This is a genomic window from Candidatus Omnitrophota bacterium (assembly GCA_041649175.1).
Taxonomy (GTDB): Bacteria; Omnitrophota; Gorgyraeia; order Zapsychrales; family JBAZNR01; genus JBAZNR01.
The window spans coordinates 252710-277824 of sequence record JBAZNR010000001.1; the positions used below are offsets into that span (position 1 = coordinate 252710).

General features: G+C 43.4%; 26 protein-coding genes and 1 pseudogene. 4 read left to right on the forward strand and 23 right to left on the reverse strand.

The annotated features are described in order from the left end of the window. Window position 1: 1 nt before the first annotated feature. The 13 genes and pseudogenes from WC676_01240 to WC676_01300 form a co-directional block, all read right to left on the reverse strand. Window positions 2-238, reverse strand: coding sequence for a ferrous iron transport protein A (locus tag WC676_01240; protein MFA5059238.1), 237 nt, complete (start codon window positions 236-238; stop codon window positions 2-4). A gap of 7 nt (window positions 239-245) precedes the next feature. After that, window positions 246-542, reverse strand: a complete 297-nt coding sequence (locus WC676_01245; GenBank protein MFA5059239.1) for a FeoA family protein — start codon at window positions 540-542, stop codon at window positions 246-248. A gap of 138 nt (window positions 543-680) precedes the next feature. Further along, the gene (locus tag WC676_01250) at window positions 681-1955 is read right to left on the reverse strand and encodes a glucose-6-phosphate isomerase (GenBank protein MFA5059240.1); all 1275 of its coding nucleotides are present in this window, start codon (window positions 1953-1955) and stop codon (window positions 681-683) included. A 3-nt stretch (window positions 1956-1958) separates the two neighbouring features. Further along, window positions 1959-3104, reverse strand: a complete 1146-nt coding sequence (gene mnmA, locus WC676_01255) for a tRNA 2-thiouridine(34) synthase MnmA (GenBank protein ID MFA5059241.1) — start codon at window positions 3102-3104, stop codon at window positions 1959-1961. Beyond that, the gene (gene bioA / locus WC676_01260; protein MFA5059242.1) at window positions 3088-4440 is read right to left on the reverse strand and encodes an adenosylmethionine--8-amino-7-oxononanoate transaminase; all 1353 of its coding nucleotides are present in this window, start codon (window positions 4438-4440) and stop codon (window positions 3088-3090) included. The genes mnmA and bioA overlap by 17 nt, the downstream gene beginning before the upstream one ends. A gap of 54 nt (window positions 4441-4494) precedes the next feature. Continuing rightward, a pseudogene (gene bioD / locus WC676_01265) lies at window positions 4495-5100 on the reverse strand (dethiobiotin synthase). Beyond that, entirely contained in the window at window positions 5097-5861 is a 765-nt protein-coding gene (locus WC676_01270; protein ID MFA5059243.1) for a methyltransferase domain-containing protein, read from the reverse strand. The pseudogene bioD and the gene WC676_01270 overlap by 4 nt, the downstream one beginning before the upstream one ends. Beyond that, window positions 5848-6654, reverse strand: a complete 807-nt coding sequence (locus WC676_01275; GenBank protein ID MFA5059244.1) for an alpha/beta hydrolase — start codon at window positions 6652-6654, stop codon at window positions 5848-5850. Before WC676_01275 ends, WC676_01270 begins: the two co-directional genes overlap by 14 nt. A 78-nt stretch (window positions 6655-6732) precedes the next feature. Further along, window positions 6733-7884, reverse strand: coding sequence for an 8-amino-7-oxononanoate synthase (bioF, locus tag WC676_01280; GenBank protein ID MFA5059245.1), 1152 nt, complete (start codon window positions 7882-7884; stop codon window positions 6733-6735). A 134-nt stretch (window positions 7885-8018) separates the two neighbouring features. Then, window positions 8019-8975, reverse strand: coding sequence for a biotin--[acetyl-CoA-carboxylase] ligase (locus tag WC676_01285; GenBank protein ID MFA5059246.1), 957 nt, complete (start codon window positions 8973-8975; stop codon window positions 8019-8021). Continuing rightward, on the reverse strand, window positions 8976-10133 hold the full coding sequence (locus tag WC676_01290) for an IscS subfamily cysteine desulfurase (GenBank protein MFA5059247.1): 1158 nt from the start codon (window positions 10131-10133) through the stop codon (window positions 8976-8978). A 143-nt stretch (window positions 10134-10276) separates the two neighbouring features. Next, entirely contained in the window at window positions 10277-10741 is a 465-nt protein-coding gene (locus WC676_01295) for an S-adenosylmethionine decarboxylase (GenBank protein ID MFA5059248.1), read from the reverse strand. 140 nt (window positions 10742-10881) lie between these two features. Further along, window positions 10882-11082, reverse strand: coding sequence for a hypothetical protein (locus WC676_01300; GenBank protein MFA5059249.1), 201 nt, complete (start codon window positions 11080-11082; stop codon window positions 10882-10884). A 186-nt stretch (window positions 11083-11268) separates the two neighbouring features. On the opposite strand from WC676_01300, the gene thiS reads away from it, so the two are divergent. The 4 genes from thiS to thiF are packed head-to-tail and all read left to right on the forward strand — an operon-like array spanning window position 11269 to window position 13880. Next, a complete protein-coding gene (thiS, locus tag WC676_01305) occupies window positions 11269-11469 on the forward strand; it encodes a sulfur carrier protein ThiS (GenBank protein MFA5059250.1) in 201 nt (66 codons plus the stop codon). 5 nt (window positions 11470-11474) lie between these two features. Then, complete coding sequence (locus WC676_01310; GenBank protein MFA5059251.1) at window positions 11475-12269, forward strand: thiazole synthase; 795 nt, start codon at window positions 11475-11477, stop codon at window positions 12267-12269. Next, complete coding sequence (gene thiH, locus WC676_01315; GenBank protein ID MFA5059252.1) at window positions 12266-13288, forward strand: 2-iminoacetate synthase ThiH; 1023 nt, start codon at window positions 12266-12268, stop codon at window positions 13286-13288. The genes WC676_01310 and thiH overlap by 4 nt, the downstream gene beginning before the upstream one ends. After that, on the forward strand, window positions 13275-13880 hold the full coding sequence (gene thiF, locus WC676_01320) for a sulfur carrier protein ThiS adenylyltransferase ThiF (protein MFA5059253.1): 606 nt from the start codon (window positions 13275-13277) through the stop codon (window positions 13878-13880). The genes thiH and thiF overlap by 14 nt, the downstream gene beginning before the upstream one ends. A gap of 66 nt (window positions 13881-13946) precedes the next feature. On the opposite strand, the gene cysK is transcribed toward thiF, so the two are convergent. The 10 genes from cysK to WC676_01370 all read right to left on the reverse strand — a co-directional run bounded on the left by cysK (window position 13947) and on the right by WC676_01370 (window position 25017). Next, complete coding sequence (cysK, locus tag WC676_01325; protein ID MFA5059254.1) at window positions 13947-14879, reverse strand: cysteine synthase A; 933 nt, start codon at window positions 14877-14879, stop codon at window positions 13947-13949. Continuing rightward, a complete protein-coding gene (gene mnmG, locus WC676_01330) occupies window positions 14876-16768 on the reverse strand; it encodes a tRNA uridine-5-carboxymethylaminomethyl(34) synthesis enzyme MnmG (protein ID MFA5059255.1) in 1893 nt (630 codons plus the stop codon). The genes cysK and mnmG overlap by 4 nt, the downstream gene beginning before the upstream one ends. A gap of 33 nt (window positions 16769-16801) precedes the next feature. Then, entirely contained in the window at window positions 16802-16969 is a 168-nt protein-coding gene (locus WC676_01335; GenBank protein MFA5059256.1) for a hypothetical protein, read from the reverse strand. A 67-nt stretch (window positions 16970-17036) separates the two neighbouring features. Then, window positions 17037-18047, reverse strand: coding sequence for a LacI family DNA-binding transcriptional regulator (locus WC676_01340; GenBank protein MFA5059257.1), 1011 nt, complete (start codon window positions 18045-18047; stop codon window positions 17037-17039). A 13-nt stretch (window positions 18048-18060) separates the two neighbouring features. After that, window positions 18061-19284, reverse strand: coding sequence for a hypothetical protein (locus WC676_01345; GenBank protein ID MFA5059258.1), 1224 nt, complete (start codon window positions 19282-19284; stop codon window positions 18061-18063). 147 nt (window positions 19285-19431) lie between these two features. Beyond that, window positions 19432-20667, reverse strand: coding sequence for an ROK family protein (locus WC676_01350; protein ID MFA5059259.1), 1236 nt, complete (start codon window positions 20665-20667; stop codon window positions 19432-19434). 194 nt (window positions 20668-20861) lie between these two features. Continuing rightward, entirely contained in the window at window positions 20862-21530 is a 669-nt protein-coding gene (locus WC676_01355; protein MFA5059260.1) for a hypothetical protein, read from the reverse strand. Between the two features lie 52 nt (window positions 21531-21582). Then, entirely contained in the window at window positions 21583-22434 is an 852-nt protein-coding gene (locus WC676_01360; protein MFA5059261.1) for a tetratricopeptide repeat protein, read from the reverse strand. 73 nt (window positions 22435-22507) lie between these two features. After that, entirely contained in the window at window positions 22508-24856 is a 2349-nt protein-coding gene (locus WC676_01365) for a glycoside hydrolase family 2 TIM barrel-domain containing protein (GenBank protein MFA5059262.1), read from the reverse strand. After that, window positions 24856-25017 (reverse strand): hypothetical protein, encoded by a 162-nt coding sequence (locus tag WC676_01370; GenBank protein MFA5059263.1) that lies wholly within the window; start codon window positions 25015-25017, stop codon window positions 24856-24858. Before WC676_01370 ends, WC676_01365 begins: the two co-directional genes overlap by 1 nt. Window positions 25018-25115: the final 98 nt, after the last annotated feature.

Here is a 25115-nt window from a genome sequence, read left to right on the forward strand (position 1 = left end):
CTTAAGAAATAACAACCTTGATCACTTCGGCTTCTTTTTGGCGCAAAGAAAGATGATAGCCGCGCACTTTAATATCAATGGGATCGCCTAATGGCGCGAAACGCACCACTTCTAACTGCGTTCCGGGTGTTATGCCCATTTCCAAAAGGCGGAAACAAACTGCTTCATCGCCGTCTAGCTTTTGGACTTGGGCTTTTTGTCCCGCGTTCATTTCTTTAAGTGAAGTCATTTGTGCCATAAAAATTTTATTTTACGAGATGGTCTTGAGGATTGGTATTTTCAGATTCTACTTTTTCAACGATGATATTTTTAGCGAGGCGTTTACTTAAAACGATCTTTGATCCTGATGTACGGCAAATAAGCGCGCTGCCGTGCGACAGCTTGCAAACTTCCGTGTATTCGCAAAAGCCAAGCTCGCGCAGCCGATGGCAAACGCCCGGATCTCCGCATAGCTCTTTGACGCGCATGGTTTGTCCGATCTTCGCGTCATAAAGACTAACGACCGGACAGTGGATCACAAGTGGATTTTTTGGCTTTTCCATTTTATTAATTGTTAACGTTTCAGGAGTTGTATTTCGTGTCTTTGTGCTGCTGGGCTCGGTGGGCCTCTGGATTGGAAACACCTTTAATAGCGACTAGAACAGTGTAAAGAATATCCAATTTTAAGGCCGATGTCAATGTTATTTTTTCCCCAACAACTCAAACATTTTCTTTTTGTAGGCTTCTACGCCCGGCTGATCAAAAGGATTAACGCCGAGAAGATACCCGGAAACAGCCACCGCTTTTTCAAAGAAATAATACAGTTGGCCTAAGGTATTGGCGTTAATTTTAGGGATAGATAATGTCATATTCGGCACTCCGCCTTCAAAATGCGCACAAGCAGTTGCCTCATAAGCTTTTTTATTCACAAAATCCAAACTCTTTCCTGCCACATAATTGAATTTATCCAGGTCATCTTTTTCTTTAGGAATAATGACTTTATGACGCGGTTGGTCGATCATCAGAAATGTTTCAAAAATATTTCTCTGGCCGTCCTGCATGAGTTGTCCCATAGAATGCAGATCAGCGGTAAGCGTTAAAGACGCCGGAAAAATTCCCTGACCATTTTTGCCTTCGCTTTCCCCGAAAAGTTGCTTGAACCATTCAGCCACATAAAACATATCCGGATAAAAAGAGGAAACCACTTCAATGATCTTCCCTTTTTTATAAAGTAAGTACCGCGCTGCCGCGTACTGATAGGCAATATTCCTGGAGAGATCTTTTTGCGAAAATTCTTCCTGTGCTTCCCGAGCGCCTTCCACCAGGTCTTTGATATTGATGCCGGCAATCGCCAAAGGCACAAGTCCGACGGGCGTTAGAACCGAAAACCGTCCGCCGATATCATCAGGGATCACAAAAGTTTTATATCCATTTTTTTCGGCAATAGCGCGTAACGCCCCTTTTTTGGCATCGGTAACGCAGACAATTCTTTTTTTAAGTTGAGCGCCGCTATATTTACTCTCCATGAATTTCTTGACAATGCGAAATGCCAGCGCCGGTTCGGTGGTCGTTCCGGATTTAGAAATAACCACAACGCTCACCCGTTTATTCTTGAGAGCCGCTAAAAGCGTAAAAAGTCCGTCACTGCTTAAATTTTGCCCGGCGTAATAAATAGGGAGCTTGACCTCTTCGCTTAAGAATTCAACCGTCGCGCGAATTCCCAAATACGAACCGCCGATCCCAATGCTGATCACACAATCCGATTGTTTTTGCAGATCTTTTGCGCATTTTTGAATTTCGCTTAAGACGCCACTGGTTATTTTGGAAGGTAAATCAACCCAGCCGGTAAATTCAGCTCCTTTGCCTTTTTTTTGCTCAATGGCATCATGAATACGTTCAATATCCGAAGTAAGATTAGAAAAATCCGCTTCGCTAATAAAACCTTTTAAATTATCTTTATTAAGCGTTATATCCATCGATTAACCTTTCGAGCTTTCCGACATTTGAATTGTTAGAAAATCTCCCTCCGGAGCTTCGGCTGTTTCAATGATCCCGCCGCCCAACACAATATCTTGATCATAAAAAACCACCGATTGGCCCGGTGTAACGGATTTTTGCGGCTCATCAAATTCAACTTTTGCGCGGTCATTATCTAATGTAGTGACCCGCGCCGGAATTTCTTTATGATTATAACGAATTTTAACCTGAACGCGAAGATTTTTTAAAGGAGGATTAATGCTTACAAAGTTTAATTTATGCGCCAACAAAGAACGAGAATAGAGCCGCGCGATGTCGCCGATATAGACGGTATTTTCCTTTTTGTCGATCTTGTAAACATAAACGGGCCGGCCGAAGGAAACGCCCAATTGATCTCTCTGGCCAATCGTATAATACGCAATGCCTTTGTGCTGGCCGACGATCTTTCCGCTTTCATCTTTCATCGGGCCCGGCATCATAACTTCTTTGCCAAGGCGATCTTCTAAGAATTTCTTATATCCTGTTTCCGGAATAAAACAAATATCTTGGCTTCCGGGTTTTTCGGCATTATTAAGCCCATATTTACGCGCCAGTTCCCGTACTTGCGTTTTTGTAATATCCCCCAACGGAAATAGGACAAAAGGTAAAGTTTCTTTCTTCATGCTGTAAAGAAAATAAGACTGCTCTTTGAATTGGTCTTCGCCTTTCTTAAGTTCAAAGCGATTCTTCTCTGTAGAAAAATGGATCTTGGCATAATGGCCGGTGGCCAGATAATCAGCGCCCATGGAGCGCACCTTTTCAAAAAGCGAACCGAATTTCAAATGTTGATTACACTGAACGCAAGGGTTTGGCGTGCGTCCGCTTAAATATTCATCGGTAAAATTCTGGATGATCTTTGTATCAATGTCTTCGGCAAAATTCCAAACATAATGAGGGATTCCTAAGATCTGCGCCGAACGCTTGGCATCTTCTATTCCGTCAATACCACAACAAGAAGGCTTTTTGTTGTTAGGATGCGTTATATTAAAACACATCGTTACCCCGACAACATCGTGCCCGGCTTCTTTCATCATCCCTGCCACAACGGAAGAATCCACTCCGCCTGACATGGCGACAAAAACTTTCTTTTTGTTAGCTTGATTGATCATATATTTCTGTGGCTTCTTTGATACATTGATACGTAACGCGCACTAATTCATCTAATTCTTTTATGGAAATGGACAAAGGCGGCATTAAAACAACAACATTGCCTAGGGGACGCAAAATAACACCGTATTTTCTCGCTCTTTGACAAACCTTGATGCCTATTTTTTCGTTCCAAAGATACGGCCGGCGTGTTGTTCGATCTTTGGAAAGCTCAATGCCAACCATAAAACCTTTTTGCCGAATCTCACCGACATGAGCTAAAGTATAGAACGATTTCAGTTTTTTTTCTAAAAATTTTATTTTAGGTTGAAGATTATATAATGTCTTTTCTGTTTTGAACACATCTAAATTAGCCAGCGCCGCCGCGCAGGAGAGCGGATTAGCCGTATAAGTATGCCCGTGAAAAAATGTTTTTTGGTCTTTGTAATCGAATAAAAACCCGTCAAAAATTTTCTGCGTCGTTAAGGTGGCCGCCAGCGGAAGATATCCACCCGTTAACCCCTTGGCCAGACACAAAATATCGGGAGAAACTTTTTCTTGTTCGCAAGCGAACATCGTTCCGGCGCGCCCAAACCCCGTTGCCACTTCATCGCAGATCAAAAAAACATTATATCTGCGGCATAATTGTTCCATTTTTTTAAGGATCCCGCGCGGCCAAACGAGCATTCCGGCGGCTCCTTGGATCAAGGGCTCAACGATAAGCGCGGCAACTTCGTTGCCGCGCTTCCTTAATAAACTTTCCAAATCCTTTAAGCATTTTTGCGCGTCGATCGCCGGTGACGGAATGGAAATTGTTTTAAAGATCATCTTCCGGTAAACCTTATGGAATAGATCAATCCCGCCGACACTGACCGACCCCAAGGTATCCCCGTGATAAGAATGTTCTAAATGTATTAATCCGGTTTTTTTCGTTTTCCCTGTATTTTGCCAATATTGATACGCCATTTTTATGGCCACTTCAACCGCGGTTGAGCCATTATCCGAATAGAAAACTTTTTTTAAACCCTTCGGCGCGATGTCAACAAGCCGTTTAGCCAATTGAACAGCCGCAACATTGGAAAGCCCTAAAAATGTCGAATGCGAAACTTTTTCTAATTGCTTTTTTACCGCCTTATTGATGTGGGGGTGATTATGGCCGTGGACATTGACCCACAGGCTAGAAACTCCGTCGATATACCAACGTCCGTTGATATCTTTTAAATAACTCCCCTTAGCCTCATCAATCACGAGCTGTTCTTCCGATAGCCAATCTCTCATTTGCGCAAAGGGATGCCAAACATATTCTTTATCAAGATCTTCGAAATTAATATTCTTAGGCTTTTCAAATTTCCCTAATATTTCTTTTAAGCTAATTTTATTTTTACAAGACTTTAAAATTTTAGCCTTGTTTAGATCTTTTAAATACGGCACAATGCCCATGATCGAAACTCCGCCAAGCTTTTTTATGGCTTCTGAATTTGTTTTTTCCGGAATTCCGGTTTTATCCTTACTTAATATATTGAAAATAACTCCCTTTATCCTGATCCCTTCGCCTTGAGCCTGCTTAATGGTTAAAAGCGTGTGATTAATTGTGCCTAATCCTAACCGCGAAACGATCACAGTATCTAAATTGAGATCTCTAATCAAATCCGCAACTAAATAATCGTCCACAAGCGGAACCAAAAGCCCGCCGGCGCCCTCGACGATAACAATGTCATGTTTTTCCTGAAGCTTTCGATATGTTGAAATTATTTTAGGAATATTTATTTGGATTTTAGCTCGTTTAAATGCTAAATGGGGCGACAAAGCTTCCGGCGCAAAAAAGGGATTGATTTCGCCAAGCGGATCTTTCAAGCGAAGAGATTTTTTGATCCACTTCGCGTCCCATCCGGCACACTGAACAGGCTTCATGTAGCCAACATTAAAGCCTCTTTTTTGCAAAAGAGCTCCTAAGACAAAACTAACCGCTGTTTTGCCAACGCCTGTATCGGTTGCTGTTATAAAGATCCCCTGGCTCATTTCTTTGCTTCCACAAAAATAGTTTCAAACGTTATCTGAGGTTTACCGCCATCGGAAAAATTCTTTTGATAAACCTGATCGGCTTTTTTAAGAAGATTTTTTCCGACGAAAACATCATTTCTTTGATTAGCCCCGATCGCTTTTAACCAACGGATCACGTCAAAAAGCCCGTTAAAAGGAACTTTTTCCATCACAGAAGAGACGTGAAAATCTTTAAATCCCGACTGGGAAAGAGCAAGATGAATTTCATTTTGATTAGGAAGTTTTTTAAAATCAAATTTTTTGTCTGCCTGGCTCAGAGAAAAGAATAATTCCCAAAGTGTGCGTTCCCCAAAAATAGCGGCGCAAAAACTTCCCCCTGTTTTTAAACTATCGTGTACCTCCTGAAAAGCTTTTTTGGGATCCGCAACCCATTGATAGACTAGATTAGAAATAACCAGATCGAACGACTCCCTCTTAAAAGGAAACCACATGCAATCAGCGCCAATGGCCTTAACGCCTTTTTTCTTGGCTTCCCTGATCATCCCATCGGCGACGTCAAAACCAAAAACTCTCGACTTTGAAAATGTTTTGGACAATTCCCGCGCCAGCCAACCCGTTCCCATGCCGGCATCTAAAATACACAAAGAGTTATTCTCGATCCTTATTTTATTAAGAAGTTTAATACCAATTCTTTTTTGTATATGCGCCGCTTCTTCGTAGCGGGACGCGGCATTAGAAAATGCCAGCCGCATTTTATTTTTCTGTCTAAGACTGATCATGTTTTAGAAATCCTTCTAAAATCTTATTAAATTCCTGCGGCCTTGTTAAAAACGGAAAATGGCCGCTTTTATTAATAAACGTTGTTTTTGCCGAAGGAAGTATTCTATTTAGGAACAAAACAGCATCCTTAGAGCAAATATAATCGTCAGTTCCATTCACGAGCAAAACCGGAACATTTATTTTCTTAAAAACATCCCTCAAATCTCCTTCAATTAAAATATCGAGGATCTTTTTTAGAGCTCCTTTTTGAGGGAGGTCGTCTTCTTTGCGAAATTTCATCAGCCACTGCAATTTTCCGTCTTGACGTTCTTCTCGCACAAAAAGTGAACGGAAAAAAATATCTACGATAGCCGGATAATCACTATCGACTTGCGCGCTTAGATTTTCGATCTGCTTACTATCTAAGCCGAACGGAAAATCTTCCGATTTTAAGAATTTGGGAAGAGAATCGACAAAACAAGAACGCTTAAATAGATTTGGATCAAGCTCAAACATCTTAACACCGATCAATCCTCCGACGGAATTCCCGACAAGATTAACTTTATTCAATCCAAGTTGGCCCACAAGGGCATTGATTCCCTGCGCAATACCTTGAAGCCCAACGTCTTGCCAATCGGTTTTTCCGTGGCCGGGAAGATCTATTGTGATAGTTTTGAATTCGCGGGAGAAATATTCTACTTGCTGATTCCAAATCCGCGAACTCCCGCCCCAGCCATGGAGAAAAATGACCGGCTCGCCTTCGCCGCAAATTTCGTAATGCCAATTTATGTTTTCAATTCTTAAGAATGGCATGTTTACTTTAGAGGTATTTTGGGAGTTTTTGAGCGAATTTGGGCCTACCCATGGGCAAAAAACTCACAAAATGCCCTTTTATAATAATTTTCTAAATGCCTTTAACACCAAATCCAAGTCTTCTCTGCTGTGCGTCGCCATAACTGTCACTCGAATCCGTGCGGTATTTTCCGGTACCGTTGGAGGACGGATAGCTTGCGCAAAAATTCCCTGCTCAAATAATTCTTTTGAAAATTTAACAGCCATTTTAGAATCTTTGACTAAGATCGGAATTATAGGCGTTTGCGAGCTTACCTCAAACCCTAAATTCTGCAACCCTGCTTTAAGATATTGGGCATTCGCCAAAAGTTTCGCTCGCCGCTGCGGTTCTTTTTTTATAATGTCAATTGCCGCGCTGGAAGCCGCCGCAACCGACGGCGGCATCGCTGTTGTATAAATAAACGAACGCGCCCGATTTGCTAAGAAATCGACAAGATCCTTTGAGCCGCAAACATAAGCGCCAAAACTTCCCGCGGCCTTACTTAAAGTTCCCATTTGTATATCAATTTCTTTTTCCAAGCCAAGATGCTCTGCCGCGCCTTTACCATTTTTTCCTAAAACTCCGAAGGCATGTGCTTCATCAATCATCACCAAACAATGATATTTCCTTGCTAAGGCGACAATTTTATCCAATGGCGCAATATCACCGTCCATGCTAAAAACACTATCAGTAACGATCAATTTCTTTTTGTAATTTTGAGAATTTTTTAGGAAACCTTCCAATGCTTCCATATCACAATGAGGATAACGCTTGAATTCTGCACCACTTAGAAGAATTCCGTCAATGATAGAGGCATGATTGAGTTTGTCGCCAAGAATAATGTCGCCACGCCCGCAAAGGCTGGAAATGATCCCGACATTAGCCATATAGCCGGAAGAAAAAACCAAGCACTTCTCTGTTCCCTTAAATTCCGCCAGCTTTTTCTCAAGCGCTACGTGCGCGTTCATGTTCCCACATACTAAGCGCGACGCGCCGCTTCCAAATCCTTCTTTTTTAAGAGATTCGATGGCGGCTTGAGCCAACCTTGGATCATCCGCTAATCCAAGATAATTGTTGGAGCAAAAGTTAAGGACCTCTTTGCCGTCAACGATAATCTTGCGATTCTGAGAGCTGTTCATTTCACGCATACTACGCTTTAGACCCTTTGACTCCAGATCCTTCAGAATAGTTTTTATAAAATCCACTTCCATCGGTCAATCGTACTTTCTTTATTTAGGCTAAGGTTCAACCGTCTAGAACCTTAGTCTAAATAAGCCTAAGCTAATTGTCAACTTAGATTGAATATTAGGTTTACGGTAGAAACTGCGGCAGGAACCTTAAATATCTACTTAACCACCACAACGTCTCCGGCCATTTTCTTAACAATAACGCCGGAATCTTTGCGGATCAACAGCCCTCCGTCATGGTCAATGTCAACAGCAATGCCTTCAATAACGCCCGCGGGATCAGCAATGCGCACGCGTTTATGAAGGGTGGCGGAGAGTTCTTTCCATTTCTTAGCAACAGGCTCAAATCCGCTGCTTTGAAACAACAAATACCACTTCTCTATCTCACGTAATATCTCTTTAGCTAGATCAACGCGAGAAACCGGATGTTTATTCTCAGCCAGAATTGATGTTGCCCCAGGGACCAGCTGATCTAATTTCGCGTTAACATTGATACCGATCCCGACAATAACAAATTTCACTCGATCTATTTCCGCACTGATCTCTGTTAAGATCCCGGCAAGCTTTTTATGATGAACCAAAATATCATTGGGCCATTTAATAAGAGCTGAAATATTTGAAGTATTCTTAACGGCCTGGCTTACCGCTACACCGGTTAAAAGCGTTAATTGTGCGGCTTGCGTAGGATTTAACTGCGGACGCAATATCACCGACATGTAAATACCTTTTCCTTTAGGAGAAAACCATGCCCTGCCCAATCGCCCGCGTCCTTTGCTTTGTCCATCGGAGAAAACGACCGTTCCTTCAGGAGCTCCGTCCACGCCTTTTTGAAACGCCAAATCCATCGTCGACGAACATGTTTCGTGATATTCGATCTTCTTCCCTAAGATCTTTGTATGAAGATTGTGCTGAATTTCGTAAGAAAATAATTTGTCCGGAGAAGAGGCTAATTTATACCCCAAATGAGGGACAGCAACGATGTCATAACCGATGTGGCGAAGCTCTTGGATGTATTTCCAGATCGCCGCACGGCTGATCTTTAGCTGCTCGCTGATTTCCTCTCCAGAAAAATAACCGTCGTGGTCTTTTAAGACCTGAATGATCTTTTCTTGCACTTAGCTTTTCCCTGATTTTAATTTTCTTAAGCTTGCGATTATTTTCGGAAGCTGTTCCAGCAAATAATCCACCTCTTCGCTTGTGGTCCATCGCCCCAAGCTAAGACGCAAAGACCCAAGGGCTAATTCATCTGATACCCCAATTGCCTTTAGAACATGGGAGGCTTCCATCGCACCGGACGTACAAGCCGAGCCCATCGAAGCATGAATGCCCGCCATATCTAAGCTCATTAAAAGCGCCTCGCCGTCTATGCCAGAAAAAGAAAAATTCACAATATTAGAAAGCCTTTGTGCCGGATGGCCGTTTAAACGGCAATGCTCAATGTGTTTAGGAATTTCGTAAATTAACCGGTCGTGTAGTGCGATTTGGATTTTGACATCGCTATCCATACGCTGTTTTAATAATTCCACTGCTTTCCCAAGCCCGACGATACCGGGCGTATTTTGGGTGGAAGCGCGACGCCCTCTTTCTTGCCCACCGCCAATAAGAAAACTGGGTAATTTAACACCTTTGCGGACAAATAAAAAACCGACACCTTTGGGCCCATAAAATTTATGCGCCGAAGCTGACAGTAAATCAACGTTTAGGTCTTTGACATTGACCGTCGTGCGCCCCAAGGCTTGAACCGCGTCACAGTGAAATAATATCTTTTGTTCACGCGCTATTTTTCCTATTTGCGCGATAGACTGGATAACGCCGATCTCATTATTGGCGTGCATAACCGATATCAGAATGGTTTTATCCGTTATGGCTGCTTTAATATCGTCCGGATTGATAAGGCCATAATGATCCACGCCCACAAAAGTTATTTTAAATCCATCTTTTTGTAGTTCTAGCAGCGCTTCACTGACAGAATGATGTTCAATAGCCGATGCAATGATGTGATTGCCTTTTGAGCGTAAGGCGCGCGCCGCGCCAAAGATCGCGTGATTGTTTGATTCCGTTGCTCCAGATGTAAAAATGATCTCATCCAGCCCGGCATTGATAAAAGATGCCGTTAGTTGGCGCGCATCTTCTATAGATTGCTTAGCTTCGCGGCCGATTTCGTGTGGACTAGAGGCATTGCCGAATTTTTCAAAAAAGAATGGCCGCATCGCCTCCAAAACTAGGGGATCGGTCGGTGTTGTCGCGGCATAATCAAAATAGGCTTTATTCATAGGAAGCTTTCGATGAGAAATTTAGTTCAAATATAACGATTTTTGAAATGGATGTCAATGGCCCAAGGTTACGATAAAATACAAGCGCCCCTGCGCCGAATATTACGGCGCAGGGGCGCTTTACTAAGTTTAAGCCAAAACCCTTACTTTGAAACTGATTCTAACTCTTTTTTAGCCACATCCACGCGCGGTAATTTTCCGTTACCTTTTTTGACCGTCACGGTATGATAATTCGTATCTGTCTTAAAATAATCCATCCCGCGCTCGATATATTGCTGATCGATTTTTTTCGGTTCGAAAAACTTCTTGCACAGATCTTTCGCGCGTTCAACATCGAACCATTTACAGCAATATACATCAACGGAAATATAATTTTTTGGTGTCAGCGTATGAATAACAATGGAACTTTCTATTAGGGGCGCCCATCCCGATAATCCCGCTTTATCAGGAAAACGCGTCGCATCGCTTCTAAAGATATTCGGCGGAGCCTGCTTTTCCATCCCCAAATCCGTTACAATGTCGTCTAGGAATTGATAGCACAACGTTAAGTCATCACAAGCGCCGGGTTTGCAGTTATAGAGATCCAAAAGAAGTTGATATCCAAACACTTCATTCTTAGCTGTTGCGGTCTTAATCGGAGTCCTCCTTTTTCGCCTTAGCGAAAGTTAAATAATGAATGACTATTTATAGTTTTATACTAAATATTGCGCAATGCAATAAAAACTTTACTTTTTTGGCTGTCTTAAAATCAAAATCTTAAGACAAATACCGTGATGATGATCAATGTGATAAGGGCAAGAAAGAACCAAACAACTTTTTTGTTTGAATACCGTATTTTCCCTAGAAACCCGTCACCCGAACGCCCTAAGCTTTCCCCGCAAAAATGACACAACAGAGCTTCTTCGTCATAGATCGGATTTTTACAATGAGGGCATCTGTATTCAGGCATAAAAATTTGATGGTGAAATTATGCCACGAAACATAAATTAGTCAATATTTTTCTAAGCCTAAGCCTCATCTTTTTATTTGCATTTTATTTTAAAGTGTTTTAAGATGACATCGGTTTTTGCCGCCGTTTTCCTAATTATTTACATTCAAGATCATTCTCACAATATCCACTCATCAGGAGAATCTTATGAAAATTATTTTAAATGGGCAAGCCAAAGAAATTGCGGCCGCGTCTAATTTAAAGCATATCATTGAACAGTTTTGCCAGGATGCTAACCACGTGATCGCTGAGCTTAACGGCGAGATTGTCCGCAAACAACATTGGGACGGTCAATCCATTAAAGACGGCGACCGCTTAGAACTTGTTAATTTCGTTGGGGGCGGATAAAGCGAATGGATATTAGAGAAGCAACGCAAGACACGCCCCTTACGATAGCCGGAAAAACTTTTACCAGCCGTTTTCTTCTGGGAACAGGAAAATTTAAAAGTAAAAACGATCTAAAGGAATCTATTCTTTCTTCCGGATCGCAGATCGTTACGGTAGCACTGCGTCGTATTGACCTGGAACGCCACGAAGAAAATATTTTAGAGTATATTCCCGATGGAGTTACGCTTTTAGTCAATACTTCCGGCGCGCGCAACGCCAAAGAAGCTCTTCGCATCGCGCAACTTGCCCGAGAATCCGGCTGTGGGAATTGGATCAAGATTGAAGTCATCAGTGATAGTAAATACCTTTTGCCGGACAATACCGAAACCGTTAAGGCAACGGAACTTTTAGTCAAAGACGGCTTTGTCGTTTTCCCTTATATGTATCCTGATCTATATATAGCGCGCGATTTGGCAAAAGCAGGTGCCGCTACCATTATGCCATTAGGTTCTCTGATCGGCAGTAATCAAGGTTTAAAAGCAAAAGAATTCATTCAGATCCTTATTGACGAAATTGACCTTCCTATTATTGTCGATGCCGGAATAGGACGCCCGTCGCAAGCCGCCGAGGCCATGGAAATGGGAGCTGCGGCTGTTTTAGTCAATACGGCCGTTGCAACCGCGCAATACCCCGCCGAATTAGCAAAAGCCTTTTCTTTGGCCGTTGAAGCCGGACGCCTTGCCTACCTTAGCAAAATGCCAAACCAAAGAAATATCGCCGACGCTTCGTCTCCTTTAACCGGATTTTTGTACGAATCATGATCACTTTAAAAGAATTAAAAGATATTCTGGATGATCAAGATCCGGAATTTCTAGAAGATTTAGCGCGCAGGGCCAAGGAAGTTAAAGAACATTATTTCGGCCGCGCCATCGCTTTATACGCCCCGCTTTATCTTTCTAATTATTGCAGCAGCCATTGCACCTATTGTGGATTTCACAGCCATAATAAAATTAAACGCATCAAATTAACTCCCCTGCAAATGCATACAGAAATGCGTTATGTGGCAAAGATAGGCATCGAAAATATTCTGCTTTTAACCGGAGAATCCTACAAGGCAACGCCTTTATCTTATTTGAAAGAAGCCGTTGATATCGCGAAGGGATATTTTTCCAGCATTTCTTTAGAAGTCCATCCTATGGACGAAGAAGAATATCGAGAGCTTTATGTAAACGGTGTCGACGGCATAGCGATCTATCAAGAAACCTACGACCGGCAGCGTTACGCGCAAGTCCATTTATCGGGAAAGAAAAAAGATTACGACTATCGTCACGGCGCGCCTCAAAGGATCGCCCGTGCGGGGATCCGCAGCATTTCACTTGGAATTCTTTTAGGGTTATCAGATACGACGCAAGACCTTTATGCCTTATATGAACATTTAAGTTCTATGGAAAAAGATTTTCCGGCTGTTGAATACAGCGTTTCTTTTCCAAGATTGCGCACTATTAAAGGAATGGGATTCGCGCCCTGCGACATTTCTGACGCGCTTTTAGTAAAGATCATTTGTTTGACACGGATCCTTTTCCCTCGTGTCGGTATTAATTTATCCACCCGTGAAAACTCACGGTTACGCGACCACGCGCTTGAAATTGGCGTCACCAAGATCTCCGCCGCATCCAAAACTTCCGTCGGAGGATACACAGCCACCGACCCCGAAGAGCTTGACCCGCAATTCGACATTCAAGACGACCGTTCGGTTGCGGAAGTTGTTTTAAGCCTAAAAAAAAGAGGGTTTGACCCTGTTTTTACCGATTGGCGAAGGATTGAAAATGAACGTTTTTGACGAAGGGCTTTTGCGCTACCTAAAACCCGAGCAGCTTTCCAAGATCCGCGCGCTTAAGATCGGCATCGGCGGTGCCGGCGGCTTAGGGTCAAATTTGGCTGTGATGTTGGCGCGCAGCGGTTTTTCTCATTTTGAGATCTTAGATTTTGATGTCATTGAGCCGTCAAATTTAAACCGGCAACAATATTTTTTAGATGAAGTCGGAAAACCTAAAGTAGACATTTTGACAGATCGTCTTTTACAGATCAATCCTGAGATCCGCGTTATAACGCATAAAATGCGATGGAATGAAGAAAACGGACAGAAATTTTTTACCGGTTGCACTTTTATTGCCGAGGCCTTTGATCAGGCTATCTGGAAAAGGGATTTTGTCGAATTTTACCAAAATAAAACAAAATATATTGTTAGCGGTATTGGCATGGCGGGAATTTCTGTTGGACGCCCGATGGAAGTAAAAAAGGTTGGAAATATTTATTTTGTCGGCGACCGCACAACAGATTCGACAAAAGGACACCCGCCTATGGCACCGAGGGTCACCATGTGCGCGGCCATGATGGCAGAAATTATTTTAGATTTAACGCTTCAGGAATAATTGTCAGAAAACTAAAGAAGGCGCCCCGACAAAATGTCGGGGCGCCTTTTCATTTTCTATTTTTATTTATCCGCGATATTCGGCAAATAGATCCGTACTTAAATACCGTTCGCCTGTGCTTGGCAAAATAACAACGACCAATTTCCCTTTATTTTCCGCACGCTTCGCAATTTGCAATGCCGCCACAACCGCCGCTCCCGACGAAATACCAGCTAAGAGCCCTTCTTCTTTGATAAGCCTTTTGGCCATGGCAAAAGCTTCATCATTATCTACTTGAATAATTTCATCGATGATCTTTGTATTTAAAATTCCCGGAACAAATCCCGCGCCAATTCCCTGGATTTTATGCGGACCCGGTTTGCCGCCAGAAAGAACCGGAGAACCCTTAGGTTCAATGGCGATCGCCTTAAAAGAGGGCTTGCGCTCTTTAATAACTTCCGCGATACCCGTAATTGTTCCGCCGGTACCGATACCGGAAACAAGAAAATCCACTTTTCCGTCGGTATCTTTCCATATCTCTTCGGCTGTTGTCTTGCGATGAATTTCCGGATTGGCAGGATTTTCAAATTGTTGGGGTACAAAATATTTTTTTTCAGATTGCGCTAATTCATTGGCTTTGGCAACCGCTCCTCGCATTCCTTCTGACCCAGGGGTTAAAATAATTTCCGCGCCCAAGGCTCGTAAAAGTGCGCGACGCTCTAAACTCATTGTTTCCGGCATGGTCAAGATCAATTTATAGCCGCGGACAGCGCACACAAAAGCCAAAGCAATACCGGTATTGCCCGATGTCGGCTCAACAATGATCGTATCTTTCTGGATCTTCCCCGCTTTTTCCGCCGCTTGGATCATGCTAAAACCAATGCGGTCTTTGACAGAGCCTAGCGGATTATAAAACTCTAATTTGGCCACAACTTCGGCAGCACAACCGCTTGCGACCTTGTTAAGTCTCACCAACGGTGTTTTTCCGATCAATTCTGTAACATCATTCGCGATATTCATCTGCCTGTCGCCTCCTTATTTCTTTCTAAACTTCTTTTCTTTAAGTAGATCATTAAGATCGATATCGCCGCCGGAGTCACTCCGGAAATACGATTCGCCTGCCCCAAAGACACCGGAGCAAATTTCTTTAATTTCTGACGGATCTCGATAGAGAGCCCTTGGATATGAGAATAATCCATATCCGGCGGAATTTTTATATTTTCAATATGGCGAAAGCGTTCAATATCTTTCTTTTGGCGTTCGATAAACCCTTCGTATTTAATTTCATATTCCACCTGCTCGATCACTTGCCTAGGAAATTTCTTTAAATTGCCGTCGAAAGGAGCGACCAGCCCATAATGAACACCCGGCCTCTTCAAAATATCTCTTAACGACGTTGGCCTTTTAAGAGGATTGCTATTGCACTTTTCCAATTCTTTATCCAGTGAAGTCCCCGGAGCAATAACGGTTTTGTGAAGATGCTGGATTTCTTTAGCAATGGACGTATATTTCTTTGTAATTTTTCCGAAATCACGCCGGCTCACCAGCCCAAAATCATATCCATATTTCGCTAAACGTTGATCGGCATTGTCTTCCCTGATCAGCAGTCTATATTCCACGCGTGACGTGAACATACGATACGGCTCTTCGGTTCCTTTGGTCACCAGATCATCGATCAAAACGCCGATGTAAGCTTCATGGCGCCCTAAAATAAATGGCGGTCTATTCTTCGCTTTTAACGCGGCATTGATTCCGGCAACAATTCCCTGTGCCGCGGCTTCTTCATAACCGGTTGTCCCATTGATCTGTCCGGCCAGAAATAACCCTTCGGCTCTTTTTGTTTCCAATGTGTGTTTAAGCTCCGTCGGCGGGACAACGCCATGTTCGATCGCGTATCCGGGCCGCATCAAGCGCGCGCGTTCCAAACCTTTAATGGAATGGACCATTTTTTCCTGAATATCATACGGAAGGCTGGTAGAAATCCCGTTAGGATAATATTCGTGCGTGTTATATCCTTCCGGCTCTAAAAATATTTGGTGGCTTTTTTTATCCGCGAATTTAACAAGCTTATCTTCAATGGAAGGGCAATAGCGCACGCCCGTCGACTTGATAACGCCGGAATACATCGGCGAAAGATGAAGCCCGCTACGGATGATCTCGTGCGTTTGTTCCGATGTATGCGTGATATAACACGGTAATGTTTTTTGCTTTAACTTCTTTGTGCTAAATGAAAAAGGGATGGGATCAATGTCGGAAGGCTGTATTTCCATCTTGGAAAAATCAATGGTACGCCCATCAATACGCGGCGGCGTTCCTGTTTTAAAACTAAGTAACGGAAATCCGATCGCCTCCAAGCTTTTGGCTAATTTATGCGATGCCGGTTCGCCAATGCGCCCGCCGGAAAAAGTGGTCGCTCCGATATGGATGCGCCCGTTGAGAAAAGTTCCGGGTGTTAAAACAACCGTTGTAGCATAAATTTCAATGCCGATGCTGGTTTTAATGCCAATAACGCAACCGTTACCAACTAAGATCTCACTCACTTTATCTTGGCGGACAGATAAATTTTCCTGATTTTCAATAACCCGGCGCATATAGGTTTTATAGCGCAACCGGTCTGATTGGCATCGCGAAGAGCGCACCGCAGCTCCTTTAGACGTATTGAGTTGGCGGAATTGTACCGCCGTTTCATCCGCCGCCTTGGCCATTTCGCCACCTAAGGCATCGATCTCTTTGACCAACTGGCCTTTGCCAACGCCACCGATCGCCGGATTACAGCTCATCTGCCCGATGGTTTCAATATTCATGCAAACCATAAGCGTTTTAGCGCCCATGCGGCTAGCCGCTAAAGCCGCTTCAACACCCGCGTGGCCGGCGCCGATGACAATGCAATCATAATGATGGTCATTCATAGACTTTTATTAGGAGTTGGTGAAACGAAAAGATTACTTCTGTTTTAGCGTAAAAAAGGTATTGGCCAGAGTGAAAACAAATAAAATGATAACGATGGCATTTAAGTCGGAATACTGAAAGTTTGTGAACGTGATCACTAAGATCCCGATCAAAGAAAGGATCCACAAGGCATACATGACGAACGAAAAGAATTTATTCATAACTTCCTCTTTAAAAAAGGTAAAACAATTGTATATAAAATACCGTCAAAAATGTGTTTTGTCAATCTTAAGGATGGGTGCTGACACTAGCGCAAGATTCGCGCGTAATAAGTTCAGGGGCAAGAATAATTTTGGCAGGAGCGGTCTTTTTCCCGGAGACAACGGCGCTTAAATAACGCACGGCATCTTCGGCCATTTTAAAAAGCGGCTGTTTGATGGTTGTAAGCCCGATCGGCCCATAAAGCCCGGCAGGATTGTCGTCGAATCCAATCACAGAAATATCTTGCGGAACGCGTTTACCTTTTTCCATGATCACGGTAATAGCTTCCAACGCCATGTCATCACTGGCCGCAAAAACAGCCGTCGGAGGATTTTTTAAAGAGAGAAACCCTTCCATCGCTGTGCGGGCACAACGCCTGGAATAATCACCCTGATAGATATATCCTTCCTCGATAGGAATATTTTTCTTTTTTAAAACCTGTTTAAACCCTTCAAGCCGCTGCGCGCCCGATTGTGTATGCAAAGCCCCGGTGATCGTCGCGATCCTTTTATGCCCCAGCCCAATAAGATAATCTGTGGCTAAGTAGCCGCCTTTTACATTATCAACCGCGATGTAATTGACCCCCAGGTCTTCCACAACATTATTAATGACCATGCATGGGATCCCTTCTTCCAGAGCAGCTTCTACTTGCTTTCGATTCTCAATAATATCCGCAAAGATAACCGCGCCGACGGCCGTCGTATTGATAGGGTTATCACCATTGGTAATATGAAATACCAGGTCTGATTTGATCACTTCACAGGCATGCCCCACACCGCGGATGATCTCCATCGCGTAAAAGGAGTGAAAAACACCGGGATATCCGGGAATAACAAGCCCCACCGCGCTATTAAGCCCGCGCGCCAAACTTTGAGCGACCGGATTGGGTTTAAATTTAAAATGGGCAATGGCTTCTTCAACTTTTACGCGATTTTCCTTATTGACGGTAGGGACATTATTCAAAACGCGGGAAACGGTGGTGATAGAAACTCCTGCTCGGCGGGCAACATCTTCAATGCTAAGTTTTTTCTTCGGCATGATAAAGCTTTTCTTACTTTACGGCATCCCCGACTTTGATCTTGGCCCCTTTTTGCTTAATATCGGCTGCCGAAATATCTTTGCGCACCTCAATAACTTCCAGGCCGGCAATATATTTCGAACCGCGATAAACACTTAAGCCATCGCCAACGCGAATACCGGAATTTTCTCCTAGATCCACCACAACAAAGTTGCTGGCGTCATTAACGCTGACCACACGCCCGTTAAATCCGGCATGTGCTTCCGATCCGGATTTTGACGAAGGATGCGGCGCGCTGACAATAATGGGAGGCAATTCAATTTGTTTTGACCCATCCGCGTCTGCGGGTTTGATCTTTTTATCGAGATTGCTTTTGATGTCGAGGATCTCATCAATACGATTTTGAATAATGCTCTCAGCCTCCGCGAGGCGGCGGCCGGTATTTTCTTTGTCTTCCGAAAGTTTCGCAATACTTTTTTCTAAACTGATCTTGGCAGAACTTAATTCTTTGACCTGGGAGCGAAGCGTGGTATTTTCTTCCTTCATTTTGGATAAACGCTCCGCCACATAGCGCTTATCATTCTTTTCCCGGGCAAGTTCGATCGATAGATTATTGGAGAGATCTTCCGAGTATTTAACCCTTCGTTCGATCTCTTCTTTTTCATTTTTTAATTGGCTTAATTCCAATTCCATATCAGAGTTCTTTTTCTTAAGCTCGCCGACTTCAACAGCGCCGGATGAAAGATTGCTATGCAGTTCCTTCAGCCGCAACTCTAACGATGCTTTTTCTTTTAAAACACTGGCCCAATATTTGTCCTGAGTTTCCGCCGCGGTAGGATCCGGCAATGATTGTCCTTCGGGGCCTTTGATGATCTGAACTTCCGCGGGAGCCTGGATCTTTGCTAAAAGGTCATCTCGTTCTTTGCGTAAAGACTCTACTCTGGTTTTCCAGTCTTCGCGCTCGCCGGTCAATGACTCAACTTGCCCGGTCAACTCACCGATACGGGCATTAAATTCCTCTAATTGCTTTTGTGCCGCTTGCCTGACAGCCTGGGCTTGCTTTAATTCACCGTCAAGCCTTTTAACGTCATCACTGAGCTTTTTTTCTTTTTCTTTGGATTGATTTAAATCAGCGTCAACTTTAGCTTTCGCGCTTTCCAGGGCAGTTTTTTCGTTCATCGTTGTGACAGCCACATAAGCACTGAAGCCAAATAGGGCGACCAGGATCAGAATAATGACAATGGCATTTCTTGACATGCGTTTCTCCTTTTAACTTCCCGCATTATAATAGGACTATTATAAAGAGGATGTGTACGTAACTGAAAACACTATATCAAAGGATTAATATAAGCACAAGAAAAATTAGGTTTTTTATATTCCTTTTTATGATAAATTCGCGCGATTTTATACCTGAACAAAAATTTTCCGCACCACCAGGCTGGCTGCCCCCACCGCCGCCGCATCAGCTCCTAGTCTGGACGCAACAACCTTGGCAACGCTTGCCATTTCGGGAAAAGCAAACTCGCAAACGGACTCTTTAACAGCATCAAAGAATATATTTCCCGCTTCTTCCATGCCCCCGCCGATGATAACTGTTTGAGGGTTCAATAAATTAATCAAGAATGCGGCGCGCACGCCTAAACAACGCCCTGCTTGGCGAACAATATGAACGGCTAAACTATCGTTATTATTGGCCGCTTCAAAAATATGACGCAAATTAATTTCTTCCTGGCCGCTATTGATCAATTCCCGGAGGATCTTCCCTTTTTCCGGAAACTGCTCCAAGGCCTTTTGAGCATGGCGAACCATCCCAAGGTCGTCTTCCCAGGGCTGGATAAAGTAAGCGCCGCCTAATGAACTTAAAAATTCATTGCGATGCGCGTTATTGAGCGCCACTTCTCCGGCGGCACCGCTAGCTCCTCGATAAACTTCTCCATTGAGAATAAATCCGCTGCCGACCCCGGAAAACATATAAACAACATTTTTGATATCTGTTTCGGACGACATCCACTGTTCTCCAAAACAAGAAGCGGTCGCATCATTTTCCAGAAGGCAAGAAAGGCCGAATTTCTGTTGAATGATCTCTTCTAGCGGGAAAGCGACCGAAGAATAACGGCATTCCCCATTCGATAATTTTTCCGGCCAACGGATCGTTTTATTTTGGCGGTCGATCATGCCTCCGATACCGATCCCAATTCCCTTGATCCTTTTTTGTTCAATAATGGCAACGCGGCTGATCAATTCATCAATAATAGAAACGGCGCATTGCATAATATCGTTCATCATCATGCCGGGATGTTTTCTAACAACGCGCGTCACAATGCGTCCGTCTAGATCAGCGATAACCCCAATCATATCTAAGAGATTTAAGCCTACACCAATGGCAAGATTAGCGTTGGAATTAAGCGAAAGAAGTGCCGGCCGGCGGCCGCCGGTTGAAACATCCAGCGCCTTAACCGAAACAAGATGAGAGCGGATATAGTGATCAACATAATTAGATGTGGTAACAACATTAAGTCCTGCAACGCGGGAAATTTCGGCTTTACTGACGGGCCCTAAACGGCGGATCGCTTCCAGAATGGCGAGATTTTTTCTGGAGCGCTCGGTCAACATCTCTTCTTTGAAAACAAGCGGACGCATAAAAAATGTTCCTCTCGCAAACAACGCAGTTTCTAATAGTTACAATCATATTATGAGAGAAACTCTACAGTGTCCACATATTTTGTATGTTTTTAATTAATTTAGAGAAAAATAAAGGCGCCCCCAATGTTTTGTTTCGTTTTGTAAAACAAAACGGAACAGTGGGGGCGCCTTTTTACAAATACCAAATAACTCTATTCGTATCTTAAATCATCCAAATAAAACACGCAAGATTCCGGATTAACATCAACGTTGGTAGACCAAGAAAAACCTCCGCTGACATACGAAAGATCTTTACCGCGAAGATCGATGGAATATTGTTTCCATTCGGACGATAAAATAACCGGCCCGATCATGGCCGTATCCGAGTCAGGATAATCACCCGTAACACCGCCCATCTTGAACTCTTCGATACGTTCTCCGCCTTTTTCTCCCTTAGCCCAGAACGTCAAGCTGGTCGCTCCGGTTAAGTCAAAGCCGCCTTTTCGATTGCCCCAATTATTCGCCGGATTTTGCCAATAAACCCCGGCCCATTTCTGCCCTGCTCTTGAGCAAACAACATCGTAAGCGATCTTAATGCAGCTTTTTCCATCATGGCAATTTTCAATCCACGTATCGTCGAATGAAAGGCACTTTCCATCAGGCATAAATCCCGATGGAATAAAGTGATTGTCCCGCGTCCCTTTATCGGCATAGATCCCGAAGGGAACAAAAACATCTCCGGTTTGCCCCGATGCGGATTTGGTTGTTGACGTATCAGCGGCTTGCGCGATGCCGTTACCTGAGTTGCTGTCCTGAGCTGTCTTTGTGCATCCGGCCACCATGAAAAGAATAACCGCCAAACCCGTTATTACGCGTTTCATTATTTTCCTTTTGTTGATTTAAAGAACGATTTTAGTTATGTTGAATAATTTCTTATTCTTGATCTTTCAAAGCATCTAATTCGCGCACCGCTGCTTCCGAAGGCTTCCAAAACCAACCTTGAGGATCCCAGCTCTGAGCGTAAGAAAATTCATCAACGAGTTTTTTGTAAGATTCTTTGGCTTCTTTAATTTTACCGGCTTTCTTGAATGCCTCTCCTCTAATAAAGAGGCTTGTTCCGACGTCATTCAAAGCCCAGAAAGAAAAGATCTTATCTTTGCTTTCCCATGGATACTCTTTTAAGGAAGCTTGCATTTCTTTGGCTTTCGCTTCATAAAGCTCTAATGTCTTTCCAACATACGCCAGAACTTCATCCAGCTTGTCTTCTTTTAAAGCAACCCATGCTTTTGTCGTCAACGATTCAGAGGTGTAATCACCGAAATCAAGCGTTGAACCACTTTCGATGGACGCTAACTTTTCCTTAGCGGCTTCCGCCGGTTTCCAAAACCAACCCTTGGTATCCCAGCATTGGCCGTAAGTATATTCGGTCATTAATTTCTTGAAGACTTCTTTGGCTTCATCCGTCATTTTAGCTTTACGATAAGCTTCACCCTGGATAAAAAGGCAGGTCGCCACATCATTAAGCGCCCAGAATCCAAAAATTTCTTCATTCGTTCCTTTAGGATAATCACTAAGGCTTGCTTGCATCTTTTTGGCTTGTTCGCCGTAAAGTTCCATGCACTTATTGGTATAAGCCAATACCGCTTCAATGTCGCCTTTTTCTAAGGCAGCCCATGCTTTTGATGCTAGTGTCGTCGACCGATAATCGCCAAAATCATACGCTTGGGCAATTGTCGGAGAAACCAGCGCCATAGCCGTCAAAACGATCGCAACTATTGACAACATCCTTCTCATCGCTTCTCCTCCTTATTGTGGTTAAAAATTGCAATTAAACGACGTACTTCTTTCCCCTGTTATGCTATTGTTCCCGCCACATCTTTTGATAACGATAATAACTTTCACGCAACTGCCTTAAAAACGGGCTGCTTTTACCGTCACCCTGGCCGATCAGGCCAAACCACTCTTCATACATATATCCATCGGGAAACGGCCCGATAGCCCCGGCACTTTCATCATGAAAAGACGGTTCATAATTCTTCCACCATTCATCCATCCATTCAAAAACAACTCCGCCTAAGGCATTGCCGGCACCTTGCTTGCGTCCGGCTGAATTCGCCATAATATCCGTCCAATTGCCGTCATGATAATCTGCTTGGGCTTTTTCAGCTTCTTTCGCGGACATATTATTAGCGTAAGCCGGACAACCATATTCCGTGATAAAAGCTGCTTTACCGCTGGCATCGGAAACTTGTTCCCAATAAGAACCAAATCCGTAATCACCGCGATAGGCATTGGCCGCGAAGGCGTCCACATTGGGGCAGAACTTGCCGAATATGTCTAAGTATAGCGTATCTCCATTGCAAATTGCAACTGGATGATTTTTATCAATGGATTTGATCATTTGGGCTACTTTATCAACAAATTGATAGTAGGCTTCCGGTTTTTTATCGGCATTACACGCAACACCATAATTATTTTCATTACCTAAAAGCCACATCAGGACATAAGGCTCATCTTTGAAAGCTCTTACCATTTTCTCGACGGAAGCCATCATATTTTTTTGATGCTCGGGATTTTCATAATCGGTCCCTTCATACCAGGTAGCGCCGGAACCCAAAGCATATTTTCCTAAAAAGTCCGCCAAAATAACGCGAATGCCGTGTTCTTTATACATTTTGCGTAAAACTTCTTTGTTAGGCTCGAAGGGCTGATGATAGATACGAAGCGTATTTGCGCCAAGATCCTTAAGAAGTTTAAAATCGCCTACCACCGGCTCATTAAAATCCTGTTTATTGTTTCGATTCGCATCCACCCAAGAATCATAAGGCCCATCCGCTAAGCCATTGTGGTTGGTATCTTCCAACATCCAGTCAGCCAACGTTCCTTTGTCCGGGCTTTGGCCGATCTTTGTGGCAACATAAGTGATCCCTTTAATAATGAACGGCCGATTATCCACCAAAAGCTGCCAGTGGCCGTTATCATATTGCACCAAACGAACACTTCCCTCGCCGATCGTCTTTTTAATTTTTCCTAAATTCATCGCCATAGAATCAAGATTGAGTTTCTCCTTGATAAAATCAAAGAAATTCTTCTTCGCAACAATACCCGGATAAGTAATAACAACATCATTGGCTACGTCATTATCAAAACCATTGGTGATCTGAATTTTCGCCCAGCCAAATTTTAAATTTAACTCCGGATGAGCCCGTACCAAGTGTCGGATCTTCGCGATCGCCGCCTGCCCCGGATACCAAGGCGTATTCCAATATGTCCTTCCCGTGGCACTCGGAAAATGAATAACGATCGCGTGGTAAGCTTTGATCGCCTCAGAGTACATCTTGGCTTTTTCAAAAATAAGTCCTAAATAAAATAGCTTTACGCCCCACGGTTCAGGGGCTGTCGCCCATTTATAGAAAGCAGCTTCCAAGTCATTACTGTGAATGAAATCCCAGTGGCTTGCGTTCAGCCGGCCTTGTTTGCGCAGCTCATTGTACCGAGGATCTTTTAAAACAGAACCCGTATTAGGGTAAATTCCTTCTCCAACGGCTTCCGATAACCCTTTAGGGTCGGCGACCTCATAACGGTAATCTTTTGTTCCGGCGTTAATAAACTGTCCGTATTTGGTGTAGTCCACCACATCTTCTTTTCCTTTAAATTTCAACGTCGGAATTGTTTTCGGGGTAACTTTAACTTCGATCTTAGGCTTGGCGATGGGAAGTTTTCCGGAAAGCATATCGATACTGTTTTGGCTTTTTTCGGCGATCCGCCAGTACCAACCGCGCGGATCCCAGGCGTGAGACCATTTATATTCGTCGATGATCCGTTGAAAAACTTTTTTAGCCTCGTCGCTGCGCCCATTGTTCATTAAGGCTTCCGCCTGAATGAACATACATGTCCCCACATCATTTAAAACACCAAATTCTTCTTCTTGCTGAATAGTAGGAAATGTCGTTAGCCGAGCATGAAGTTCTGTGGCTTGAGCGCCATAGGTATTAATACACTGATTAGTAAGTTCGAGAACTTTATTGAGATCAGATTTTCCGGAGGCTTCCCAGGAAAGGCGTACCAATTCTTTAGAGGAAACGACTTCTTGAGCCAAAGCATAGGGGCTAGAAACTAGAGCATAGACAAATAAAAACATCGCCATGTTTGTGGAGAATTTCCTGCTGAACCTTCGGTTCTTTCCCCAAAATCCTAAATGGATCATTATACGATCGCTCCCAAGGAAAGGCTTTTGATGATATGTTTTTGCATGGTTAAGTATACTATGAGAACAGGAACAACGGCAATGGCTAGAGCTGCCGTCAAAACTGGGTGGTTAATGCTGTATGTTTCCAGGGATCCTATGAGAGCTTTTTTAAAAAACATCCGATACTTTTCAATGATGTAAAAATTACTTGATTAACTTCATTTCCATTTGATAAATATTATTGCGCACGCTGGATTTGTTTGTTATAGTATAAAAT